This window comes from Rhodobaculum claviforme (assembly GCF_016653255.1).
Lineage (GTDB): Bacteria > Pseudomonadota > Alphaproteobacteria > Rhodobacterales > Rhodobacteraceae > Rhodobaculum > Rhodobaculum claviforme.
Genome location: NZ_NHSD01000178.1, coordinates 1 through 11,375, shown reverse-complemented (window position 1 = coordinate 11,375; position 11,375 = coordinate 1). Strand labels below are relative to the sequence as shown.

Annotated in this window: 12 protein-coding genes; all 12 read right to left on the bottom strand. The window is 67.8% G+C overall.

What is annotated here, in order from left to right; all coding sequences use genetic code 11:
* Positions 1–12: 12 nt before the first annotated feature.
* Positions 13–1,173 carry a restriction endonuclease subunit S gene (locus CCR87_RS05930; RefSeq protein ID WP_201156640.1) on the bottom strand — a complete coding sequence of 387 codons (1,161 nt, stop codon included), beginning with the start codon at positions 1,171–1,173 and terminating at the stop codon, positions 13–15.
* Complete coding sequence (locus tag CCR87_RS05925; RefSeq protein WP_201156639.1) at positions 1,170–2,708, bottom strand: type I restriction-modification system subunit M; 1,539 nt, start codon at positions 2,706–2,708, stop codon at positions 1,170–1,172. Before CCR87_RS05925 ends, CCR87_RS05930 begins: the two co-directional genes overlap by 4 nt.
* Before the next feature lie 563 nt (positions 2,709–3,271).
* The gene (locus tag CCR87_RS05920; protein ID WP_201156638.1) at positions 3,272–3,577 is read right to left on the bottom strand and encodes a Rha family transcriptional regulator; all 306 of its coding nucleotides are present in this window, start codon (positions 3,575–3,577) and stop codon (positions 3,272–3,274) included.
* A 234-nt stretch (positions 3,578–3,811) separates the two neighbouring features.
* Entirely contained in the window at positions 3,812–4,111 is a 300-nt protein-coding gene (locus tag CCR87_RS05915) for a hypothetical protein (RefSeq protein ID WP_201156637.1), read from the bottom strand.
* Between the two features lie 6 nt (positions 4,112–4,117).
* Complete coding sequence (locus CCR87_RS05910) at positions 4,118–4,738, bottom strand: terminase small subunit (protein WP_201156636.1); 621 nt, start codon at positions 4,736–4,738, stop codon at positions 4,118–4,120.
* Positions 4,735–5,691, bottom strand: coding sequence for a DUF7146 domain-containing protein (locus tag CCR87_RS05905; RefSeq protein ID WP_201156635.1), 957 nt, complete (start codon positions 5,689–5,691; stop codon positions 4,735–4,737). The genes CCR87_RS05910 and CCR87_RS05905 overlap by 4 nt, the downstream gene beginning before the upstream one ends.
* Positions 5,688–7,175, bottom strand: coding sequence for a DEAD/DEAH box helicase (locus tag CCR87_RS05900; RefSeq protein ID WP_201156634.1), 1,488 nt, complete (start codon positions 7,173–7,175; stop codon positions 5,688–5,690). Before CCR87_RS05900 ends, CCR87_RS05905 begins: the two co-directional genes overlap by 4 nt.
* The gene (locus CCR87_RS05895; RefSeq protein WP_201156633.1) at positions 7,168–7,653 is read right to left on the bottom strand and encodes a helix-turn-helix domain-containing protein; all 486 of its coding nucleotides are present in this window, start codon (positions 7,651–7,653) and stop codon (positions 7,168–7,170) included. The genes CCR87_RS05900 and CCR87_RS05895 overlap by 8 nt, the downstream gene beginning before the upstream one ends.
* A 2-nt stretch (positions 7,654–7,655) precedes the next feature.
* The gene (locus CCR87_RS05890; protein ID WP_201156632.1) at positions 7,656–7,916 is read right to left on the bottom strand and encodes a helix-turn-helix transcriptional regulator; all 261 of its coding nucleotides are present in this window, start codon (positions 7,914–7,916) and stop codon (positions 7,656–7,658) included.
* A 119-nt stretch (positions 7,917–8,035) separates the two neighbouring features.
* Complete coding sequence (locus CCR87_RS05885) at positions 8,036–9,271, bottom strand: hypothetical protein (protein ID WP_201156631.1); 1,236 nt, start codon at positions 9,269–9,271, stop codon at positions 8,036–8,038.
* A 4-nt stretch (positions 9,272–9,275) separates the two neighbouring features.
* Positions 9,276–10,469: a tyrosine-type recombinase/integrase gene (locus tag CCR87_RS05880; protein WP_201156630.1), complete on the bottom strand. Its 1,194-nt coding sequence runs from the start codon at positions 10,467–10,469 to the stop codon at positions 9,276–9,278.
* A gap of 364 nt (positions 10,470–10,833) precedes the next feature.
* Positions 10,834–11,375: glycosyltransferase (locus CCR87_RS05875; RefSeq protein WP_201156629.1), on the bottom strand; the 542-nt coding region annotated here is incomplete at its 5' end.

Below are 11,375 nucleotides of genomic sequence, written 5' to 3'. Positions count from 1 at the left end.
ACCCGGGCAAGCTCAAAGCTCCCCCCGAAAGGCACGGTGCTGGAGGGAGGCGAAGAGCGAATCTAGGGTTGCTGCCGCGCGCACCGCAATTGTGCGGCGTTCGCGCAGCGTCCGGCAACGTTCAAGATACTTTTGTTGCATCTGCAAAGGCGGAACAATGATCATGGCCTCGGACAGGGACTTGACGTTCAGATGCTGCTGCACCTGCCCTCGGCTCTCTGACAGGACGATGCCCCGGCCCCCGGAGGAATTCATGAAGTCACGCAGGAACTCGGGAAGGAGTTGGTCCCGCTTTGGGGAAGCGATCAGGATATCGATGCAGTTCGCCCCATCCAGTTCGGGAGGAACGACAGCGGAAAGACCCGGGCGACCCGACCGAACAGCGATCACATCCCCCTCCCAAACCCTCGACTTCTTTAGCGGCCCCGCATTGGCTGCTTCGGAGAAGTGAACAAGATCGGACAGATCAATCCCGTCACTCTTGATGTTCGTGCCACGAATGGCAGGAACACCATTGTCTTGGTAGTGAGACGCGGGCTTGACCACCACGCCAACGGAGACGCGCGAGCAAAGTTCTCCAATGGCCTGTCTCGGCCATTGCCGTGTATTGAGAAACGGGTCCCCGAACATCTCCTGAAAGATCGCCTGTCCGAGGGCGTCGAGGCGGGTGAGGGCGCGGGCGCGGAGGCGGCGCAGGGCGTCCGCCTGATCCAGGATCGCCGCAATCCGCCTCTGCTCCTCCAACGGCGGCAGGGGGATGTCGAAGGAGGCCAGGGCCTTTGGGCTCAGCCTCGGAAGATTGGCGCCGGTGGCCCGCTGCGATGCGAGGGCGACAACCTCGGGCTGGCGCAGGAAGTGGGCGAGATAGTTCCGGTGCAGCTTGCAGCCCGGCAGGACCGGGAGGATGTCGGTGCTGCACACGCCCCCGAAGTCGGGAAGGGCGATCTTTGCAAGGTAGGGACGCAGCTTCCCGAACAGGACATGGCGCGGGGAGAAGGCAAACTTCGTGCTCGCCAGATCCCCGGCCTCCACCGGTTCGCCACCGATGATCTGGCCGCCGCTCTCGATGTGCTCAAGCCCAAGGTATCGGGTGCCGCTCGCGATGGCCTCGGGCGCCACCCCGTCCCGCTCGATGCTCGCCACCTCGGCCAACGCAACCGTCGGCCACCTCATCCCAGCATGTCCTCCAGCCGGTCGAGGCCCTCGGCGATCTCGGCCTCGATCTGGCGCAGCTCGGCGATGATTTCGCGCGGGGGGGCGTGGTCGACGGCCGCGTGCTCCACCTGTTTGTAGCGGTTGAGCGAGAGGTCCCAGGCGCCGGTGGCGGCGATCTCGGCCTTGGGCACGAGGAAGCTCTGGGCAGTGCGGGGCCGGTCGGCCTCGGCCGCGAGGTCCTTCCAGCGGGCGAGGATGTCGGGCAGATTGTTCTTCGCGTGCTCCTCGGGGCCGAGGGCCAGGGCGGGCACGGGGCCGAGCTTGCCCTCCTCCAGCAGCGGCGTGCGCTTGTCGTCGAGGCTGAAGCCGTCGGCCGCCATGTCGTAGAACCACACGTCCCCGGTGCCGCCCACCCCGGTTTTCGTGAACAGCAGGATCGCGCAGGAGACCCCGGCATAGGGGCGGAACACCCCCGAGGGCAGCTTGATGACGGCGTCGAGCTTGTGATCCTCCACCAGCGTGCGGCGGAGATCCTTGTGCGCCTTGGACGATCCGAACAGCACCCCGTCGGGCACGATCACCGCCGCCCGCCCCCCGGTGCGCAGCAGGCGCAGGAACAGGGCGAGGAACAGAAGCTCGGTCTTCTTGGTCTTCACCACCTTCAGCAGGTCGCGCGCGGTGGTGTCATAGTCGAGCGATCCCGCGAAGGGCGGGTTGGCGAGGATCAGGGAATAGCGCCCGGCGTCGGTGGCGTGATCCTCGGCCAGGCTGTCGCGATAGCTGACGTCGGGGTCCTCGACCCCGTGCAGGGTCATGTTCATGGCGCCGATGCGCAGCATTGTGGCGTCGAAATCGAAGCCGTGGAACATGCCGCGGTGGAAATGCCGGCGGTGGGTGTCGTGGCGCATCAGCTGGGGGAAGGTGTCGCGCAGGTATTCGCCCGCGGCCACGAGGAAGCCGCAGGTGCCTACGGCGGGGTCGCAGATGACGTCCTCGGGCGTGGGTCCGGTGAGGTGGACCATCAGCTGGATGATGTGGCGGGGCGTGCGGAACTGCCCGTTCTGGCCGGCGCTGGCGATCTTGCCCAGCATGTATTCGAAGACGTCGCCCTTGGTGTCGCGGTCGTCCATGGGGATGGCGTCCAGCATCTCCACCACCTTGGCCAGCAAGTTGGGGTTGGAGAAGCCGAGGCGCGCGTCCTTCATGTGCCGCCCGTAGGACGAGCCCTGTTCGCCCAGGGCGCGCAGGAAGGGGAAGACGTGCTCATCCACCACCTCCATCATCACGCGAGCCTCGAAGTGGCGGAAGCGCGACCAGCGGAGATCGACATAGGGCCGGCCCTTGGGGTCGTTCCCCTCAGGGAAGATCCGCCGCTCCATGGCGATGCCGAGGGTGCGGGCCTTGTTCTCCTCCAGGGTGTGGAGGTCGTCGAGGCGCTTCATGAACAGCAGGAAGGTAAGCTGCTCGATCACCGCGAGCGGGTTGGACACGCCCCCCGACCAGAAGGCATTCCAGATCTGGTCGATCTGCGAGCGGATGGGCCCGGTCAGCATGTGCAGCCTCCTGTTTGCGCCGACGCGACGCTACTTGGACGGCACCAGGGACGCAAGTTCCGCTGTTTCTTTGACTACTTAGTATCAACCAGCCCAGATTTGGGCTGGTTAGATGTGAGCCCGTCGGCCCTGCTCCTGCCGACGGCACGAGGCTCTCAGTAGACCCGGCCGGGGCCGAAGCCCGCCAAGATCCGCGACACCTTCATGAAGCCATTCGGGAAGGCGAACCCGAGCAGACATGGTGCGGCTCTCTAGAGACGCGCGGAGCGGTGTTCCTCGATCCCACCTAGGATCACCCAAGCGCGGTGGTGCTGGGCCGGGGCTCGGCCAGGGGCTGATGGTGCCGCGCGCACGTTTCCTCAATGTGAGGGAACGATCCTCCCAAACTGGGGGAACATCGCCCCGGCGTCAGGCCAGCGCCGTAGCGGCCCGCTCAGCCGGGGGCTTCGCCGCCCGCCCTTCCCTTCCCTGCCGCGCGCCGTGTTCGCCACTGTGCGAGGCGCTGCGCGCATGCCTGGCGATTCCCGCGCGCATCTTACGCTCGGCCAAGACCTGCTCCGCGATCAAGGGCACCATGTCGGGGTCGTTGAGCATCGCCACGAGGTGGGGCCGGCCTGCACCTCCAGTTCCTCCAGCCGCTTGACCACGCGATAGCGCAGATCGGCGCGGTAGCCGAGGATCAGCGTCACGGTCAGATCGCGCGGCAGGAGGTATTCCTTGCGCATCTGCCCCTTTGCGTCCCGATATTCGGCGGCACAGTCAACCGCCCCAAACTTGGGGTGGTTGATTTCCGCCAGCATCTTGGTGATGTCGCGGAGCACATGGTCGTGCCGCTTCTCCACCAGCTCCTCGATCTCGCGCGAGGACATCGTGACGGCCTGCGCCGCCCGTGGCGGTCAAGATTCCCCACGCGGTGATCAGCGTCACGGTCAGGTCGCGCGGCAGGCGGTATTCCTTGCGCATCTGCCCCTTGCTGTCCCTGTATTCATGGGCAAATCTATTCACCTCAGATTTGAGGTGAGTGATTTCGGCCAGCATCTTCTCGATGTTGCGCAGTACTCGGCCCGAATCCGGCCTCAGTGCCGGTCGGCCCAAACTTGGGCTCACCTATCCCGGCCACCCCTTGCCCGACGCGGCACGCACGCAGCGCCGGGCCGGGGTGTCCCGTTGCCTGGCTCGGCAGCGGCTTCATGTTGCTGCCGCACCCGGTCAGCGATCAAGGGAACGATGTCGGGGCCGATCCCCGCCAGAGCCGCGACAGTGCGCGCGTCGGCGGTGCGCAGCCACCGATCCTCCGGGTTGCGCCGGGCCTCGCTGATGGCTTCCCGAAAAACCGCGACCCACAGGTTGCGCATGTTGCGCGCGGGCTCTTCGAGAAGGTCATCGCCGCAGGCGTCTGGCATCGGTGGTCAGTCCTTGGCCAGGGGCGCGGTGGAGCCGCGGCGGCAGATGTCCGCGATGAGGTCACGCAGGGGGTCGGCGCGCGGGGCCTCGTCCTGGTCGCGGTACAGCCCGAGGTGCCGCATGAGCATGTCGGCGGCCTTCAGGCGGTCGTGCATCAGCACCTCCATGGAGCCGGTCTTGGGGTTGTGCCGCACGCCCCGGAACAGCGCCTTGGCGCCGGGCGACATCTGATCGACCGGAGTATAGGCGACACGGGGCTGCCCGCGCCCGCGGCAGGTCATGCACTCCGGATCGGGCTCGGCGCGCGCGGGATCGCGGGCATCGAGGTCGGGCCAGCAGCGCGGGCAGGGATCAACGTGGAGCTGGACCAGATCGGAGGCGTCCGCCATGGCGATGAGGTAGAGGTGCCGGATCAGGCGATCTGCCTCCACGTCATTGCGGGCCATGATCTCGGTCTGGAGCTCTTCGATGCGCGCCTGGACCTTCACGTTTCTCAATAGGTCCCATCCTTTCGAGGACGCGCCGTTGGCGCTGTATCCGGCTTCGATGGCGGCCTGGGTGGCATTCATGGATCGGACATAGGCGGCTGCGAAGGCCTCTTGCCGGGCGTTGAGGGTGGTGGTCATCGGCTGTCTCCCTTGGGCCGGTGGCGGTTCATCCACATGTCGGCGAAATCCTCGCCGGGGATCGGCGGGGTCTGGACGTTGACGGTCATGCCTTTGCAGGCGAGGCGGTGGGCGAGGGTGAAGGCGGCGGCCTGACCGCCGAACTTCGGATCGTTGTCGGCGAAGATCACGACCTCGTCGCAGCCCTCGGGCGGCTGCCAGCGGGCCAGCATGGTGGCGTTCAGCGCAGCCCAGACCGGCAGGTAGTAGAGCGATGATGCCGCCTTGGCGGTCTCGATGCCCTCCGCGATCCCCAGCGGTCCGCCGGTGAAGTCGCACAGCCGAACGCAGGCCCCATCCGGCAGCTTGCCGGGCATGAGCTTTCGCGGGCTCGCCATCTCGGCCTTGGCCAGCCCGTCCGGGCGCAGGAACGTCCTGTGGAGGCTGACGTTCGCCCCATCCGGCCCTTGCACCATTGACACCAACGCGGGCCTCACGCCCCCTTCTCCGTCGCGCAGAGCGGGCGCGAAGCGCAGGGTCCGGTGATAGACGAGATCGCCGACGCCACGGGCGGTCAGATAGGCGTCCACCAGATCGCCGGGTTGTACCGCGACGGTCTGCGCATAGACCTCGCGCAAGCCGGTCTTGCGCTGTGCCTCGGTGATCTCGGACGCGGGCTTCTCGGCGCCCACCACCTCGTTGCCCAGGATCGTGTCGATTTCCGGCGCCACCTCGGCGAAGGCCTTGCCGGTGAACTTGATGGCGAGCGCCATGCCGTCGCCGGCCTCACCACAGCCGCAAATCCACGTCCCGCGCCCCTCCTTGTTGTCGAAGCGGAAGCGATCCTTCCCGACGTTGCAGCTGGGGCACGGGCCGTGCTTGCCAGTCAGGGCCGCGGCGGGCATTCCCAAGCGCAGCAGGATGCCCTTCCATTTGCCGGTGGCGACATCGGCGGTCTTGCGATGGAAGGTCATCTGCCGCGCTCCTTCGCCCTGCGCTTCGCGTAGGCCACGCGCCGCGACTTCTCGTAGGACAGGAACGCACGGTCAGGCTGCATGGGCACGTCCCGCAGGCCACACGGCCAGACACCGAAGCGGGACATGTACAGCCCTTTCGCCAGCTTCCCGCCCTTGTTGCGCTCGCGGTCCAGCCACAGCGCCATCGACCAAAAGCCCTGTTTGCAGGCCTTGGTGGGCGCGGCGCGCTTGCCTGTGATCTCGACAAGATCGCCGTCGGCGCTCTCTACCCCGGCAACTGGGCGGCGCTCGTGGCCGCAGTTGGGGCAGACGCGGCCCACGTGCAGCGTGCCGCAGGACACGCACGGCTTGGGCAGCTTCTCGGCCTTCGCCTCGCGCTTGGCTTTCTCGCCCGGCGCGGTGGTGTCGAGGTCTCCGCGGTTGATGTCGGTCACCAGCCCCAAGCGCAGGCTGTTCCCGGCATGGTCCAGGATCAGGCAATCCTCGGTCCCGGGATTGACGCGCAGGCCCCGGCCGATCTTCTGGACGTGCAGCATCTCGGAGCGCGTCGGGGCGGCGTCGATGATGCACGACACCGGCAGGTCAACGCCGGTAGTCATGGTCCGCACCGAGCAGATCACGCGGATGTCGCCCGTGCGAAAGCGGAGGTTGATCAGGTCGCGCTCCAGCCGGTCGCTCATCGCATCGACGTATCCGGCCGCGATGCCGTGGCGCTCGAACTCGGCTTGCAGGTCGGCGGCGTGGGCGCGGTTGACAGCGAAGCACAGCGTCGGCCGGTCCTCGCCCTTTTCGAGCCACGTCTGCACCACGGACCCCATCAGGGCCGCTTGCCCCATCACGTCCGCAAGCCCGCTCTCGACGTACTCACCCGCGCGGACCTTCACCCCGGACAGATCGGGCACGTTGGGCGCGTAGGCGGTGAAGCGCGACAGGAACCCGTCCGTGATCAGGTCGCCGATGGTCACAGGCACCACGAGGTCTTGCCAACGCAGGCCCATGCCCTTCGCCCAGGGCGTCGCCGACAACCCGATGAAGAACACGTCGGGCCGCTCGGCCATCAGGTCGTCAATCGCTTGGCTGCGGATGTGGCACTCGTCCACGATCACCAGCGACGCGTCGGGGATGTCCCGCCTTGCCAGCGTCTGCACCGACGCCACCTGCACCCGTGCCGAGGCATTCGTGCGCGGATGGTTCGCCTGCATCACGCCGGTGTCGCGGATGCCCTCGGCCTCGAAGGCGGCGACGGTCTGGCCGATCAGGCTGATGGCCGGCGCCGTGAAGATGGCGCGGTTGCCCTTGGCCAAGGCGTTCTCGATGAGCTTGGCCGCCAACACGGTTTTCCCGGCGCCTGTCGGCATGGTGCAGACGATGCGCCGGTTTCCCTTGCCAGCGGATTGGCGGATCATTTTGAGGGCGCGCACCTGATGCGGACGCAGAACCTTCGCCTTGGCTTGGGCCGTGAACAGGTCGCCATCAAGCATGACGGCCACCATTCACGACACGCAGACCGGAGGCCCCATTGGCTTGGGCCTCTTCGCCCTTAGAGTACCAATCCCTATCGTCAGCCCCCGTCTGCCGGTTTGAATCCGGCAACCCACTGCCGCTTTGAAACCGGCTTTTTTGTGCCGGTTTGCCCGCCCCCGAAACCGGCATGCGTTTGCCGCTTTCCTTCGGACGCCGCGGCGTGCCGAAGAGGGTGTAGCGGTTCGAGGCATTACCGGCCGCGGTGCCCCCACGGCGGACCTTGATGATGCGCCAGGCGGCTAGCAACTGCACCGCCTGCCGGGCGCGCCGCTCGCCGACCCCGCAATGCCCGGCGATGGTTTTCATCGCCGGGAAGCATTCCCCGGTCTGGTCGTTGTGATGGAAGGCCAGGACCAGCAGCACACACCTCTCGGTCGGCGGCAGGTCCAGAATGGGCAGGAGGGAATGAACCCACTTATAGGCGCGGACGCTCATGGCTACGCCTTCCGCGCGGCGCGCTCGGCGCGGCGGGCGGCGGCGATGGCGTCCGCCTCGGCCCGCAGCGCGCGTTCCTGCTCCTGCTGCTCGCGCAGGCGGACGAGGTGGGCCTCCACCTCGTCGATGTCGAAGAACAGCGTCCCGCCGAGCTTCAGCGGCGCCGGGAGGCGGCCCGCAGCGATATCGTTATAGACCGCCCCGCGCGACCGCCCGCCGAGGTATTGCTCACGAAAGTCACGAAAATTCAGTCTCTTGCCCATGGTTGTCTCCATCAGTGTTGATGCAGACATCCTCGTCGATAGCGGGCGGCTGGGCTTCGGGCGCTATTTCCCCGGTTTCGCGCGATTTCGGACCACGGATGGCCGAAGTTATTTACTTTTCAGGTGCTTAGGTCCGCGTCAGGAGGGGCGTCGGGGTTCGATTTTCTGAGCCTCAGCTGCCTTCCCAGGGCCTTGCCGGTGGCGATGGCGTCACGGGTCAAGGGATCGTTCCGGGCGTTCTTCTGAAGGTGGCGCACACCCTCGATGCCGTCAGGGAGTCCGTCGATCAGCGCCCGCGCGGTGGGGTCGGAAAACTCCCTGCGCAGCCTGGGCTTCAGCTTCATTTGCGTGAGCAGGTCAGGGGCCGCGAGGGCGCCAGGCTTGTCCTGCCTGAACTCCTGCACCCCCAGCCCCACAGCGAGGCCCAGCAGGTGCGCGGCAAGCCAGCGCTCGCGCCTGCGCTCATGCGGCCCCGGCCCTGGCGCTTGCACGGTCGGCGGCGGCGGTGTGGCCATGCCCAGCGCGCGGTCGATGTCGGCCTCTGTCAGCAGGTCGGGCCGGGCCGTGGGGTCCAGCGCCAGCAGCGCTGCAACGGCCCGCGCCCGCGCCTCAGCCGGGTCCAAAGCCACGGGTTCGGCGTCGGCCTGGGGCTGCGGGAGGCCCACAAGCAGGTGGGTCGCCTCGGCCCCGGCGGCGTGGAGGGCATCGCCAAGCCGCAGGATCTGCGTCAGCCGCGCGACCACGGCGGGGGCGCTGGGGTCGCGCACCTCTGCCAGTTCCTCGGGGCTCAGCAGGTCCAGCCGGGCGTTCGGGTCGATCCCCTGCGCTGCGGCGCGCGCCATGGCCCCCAACAGCGCGTGAGCGTCTGCGGCTTCGTGGCGCAGCGTGGCGAGGCGCTGCCGGGTGGTCGCCTCATGCTCGGTCGCGTGCCGCCCAGGGGCCAGAGCCCGCCTCAGGGCCTTCAGGTGGCCCCACAGTGCTTGCTCGTCCGGCGACCGGCGGCGGGCCGGGATGAGGGGCTCGGCCTCGGCGGTGAGGGCTTCAACGTGCTGGCGCAGCCGCTCCAAGCGGGCGTCGAGTTCCCCCCTGCTGATCCTCGCCTTGCCGCTGATCCGACGCGCCCTGCCAATCGCTTCCTCGCGGTGCAGGATGTGGCGGGCGCGCTGAAGCATCGCGTCGAGCGGGTTGTCGAAGGCCCCGACGCCGCCGTAAGGGCCGACAATCAGGCGCGCCTCGTTCCACGCGCCGTCGGGCAGCTCCTGCCCCCGGTGGTCGGTCCAGAACGGCGTCCACGGCCCTTCACCGCCGCCCAGCGCGCGCCAGTGTGCGTCCCATGGCCTCGGGGGGCGCGCCACGGGCTCAGCCCGCCCCGACGAGTTTCACCACCTTGCCGGTCTCCCCGGTCACATGGTCCGCCCAGCGGCACATCAGCACCCGGCGCTGATCGAGGAAATCCGTGCGGCGATAGCTCTTCACCACCTTTGATCCGGCGACATGCCCCAGAACGGTCTCGGCCACCTCGTGGGGGGCCTCGGTGCAGTCGGCGAGCCAGTCTCGCAGGGACGAACGGAAGCCGTGGGGGCGCTCGTCCATGCCGCGCCGCTCCATCAGCCGGGCCATAGTGGCGTCGGAGATGACACCCTTGCGCGCAGAGGGGAACAGATAGCCGTAGCGCTCGAAGGGACGGGCCAGCTCGATGACGCGCAGTGCCTCGGGCGACAGCGGCACGTGGAAATCGACCGTCTTGCCCTTCCGTCCCTTTACGATCTCAGCCGGTGCGATCCATACATCGCCGTCGATCTGATCCAGTCGGAGGAAGCGTATTGCCTTGGATCGCACGCCGGTGAGGATCACGAGGCGCAGGGCCAGATGCGTGATCGTGGGCTCGGCGAGGGTCGCATAGAAGGTTGGGACGTCGCGCCAGTGTACCGCAGGGATGTGCTTGCGCTCGCGGCGGGACTTGCCCAGCAGGGCGCGGGCCTTGGCGGGGGCCTGAAGGTCCACTTCGAGGCCCAGCGCGGCAGCATGCTTCAGCACGATCCCGATGCGATTCAGCGCTTTCTCTGCCGACTCCGCGCCGCGACCATGCCAGATCGGCGCCAGCACGTCGCGGATGTCGCGCTGGTCGATGTCGGTCACAGGGACCTTGCCCAGCTTGGGCAGGACATGGACCTCAAGGGGCGACATCCAGCGGCCGGCCTTGCCTTCGTCCCTCAACTCGCTCTTTCGGGCCTCGAATGCGTCGGCTGTCAGGACGGCCAGCGTGATGTCGTCGCGGCGCGCGGCCCGGATTTCAGCGTCACGCTCTTTCATGGGGTCGCGCCCCACAGCCGCCACGGCGCGCCAGCGTTCCGCGATGCGCCGGGCCTCAGCCAGAGGAACATCGCCACCGCCGAGACCCATCTCCCGCCGTCTGCCGTGCAAGGTGTAGCGGAGCACCCACTGCGCCCCACCATCATCGCGCTTCACCAGCCAGAGCCCCGCCCCGTCGCACCACTTCCCCGCGGGAGCCCGTTTCACGAACGCCGCCGACAGCCTGTTCCTTGCCCGCATGGAGGTATCCACCTTTCCGGCCTGCCGATCTGATCCAGCATATTATCCACCCATAGATGTGGGATACCCTCGGACAGGTCAAGACAGATTTGAACAGTTCTGACTATTAAACCAGTGGGTTAATGGGGGGCGGTGAACAGGTCTGAACGGACATGAACCATATGTAGCGCCTGTTCAATGCGCGGTGCCCGCACCAATCGGTTCACACCGGCCGTCGACATACGAACAACGGGCCTTCATCCACTCGATGCCCCACCCTTCGGCTGGTCCTGCGCGTAAGCTCGACGCAAGCCTCGGACAGCACGCCGCGGGGGCCGGGCCGATCCTGGGGGATGGCCCCGAGCGGGCCGGGGCGGCGCCCGCCTCAGCCCATCAACTCGGCGCAGTGGGCGTGGAACGTGTCGGCCACCCGGTCCCAGCAGTAGCCCGCGCGGGCGTGGGCGTGGCGCGCCGCAGCGTCGCCGGGGGCCGCCAGCGCCCTGGCCACGGCGCGGCCCAGATCGGCATCCAGCGCGCCCAGCTCGGGTAGGGTGACAATGTCGCGCGGCCCCGGCACGTCGTGGGCGGCAATCGGAAGGCCGCAGGCCATCGCCTCGACCAGAACCATCCCGAAGGTATCCGTACACGACGGAAAGACAAAGGCGTCGGCGGCCCGATACGCCTGCGCCAGCGCCGTGCCCGTCAGCGTGCCGTGGAACGTGACCTCGGGGTGGGCGCGGCGCAGGCGGGCGAGCGCGGGGCCGTCGCCCACCACCACCTTCTTCGCCGCAAGCGGCAGGCGCAGAAATGCCTCGATGTTCTTTTCCGGCGCGACGCGGCCGACATACAGCAGCACCGGCCGGTCGCGCGGGGGCCGCGCCGGGCCGGGGTGGAAGCGGTCGGTCTCCACCCCGCGGGTCAGCCGCA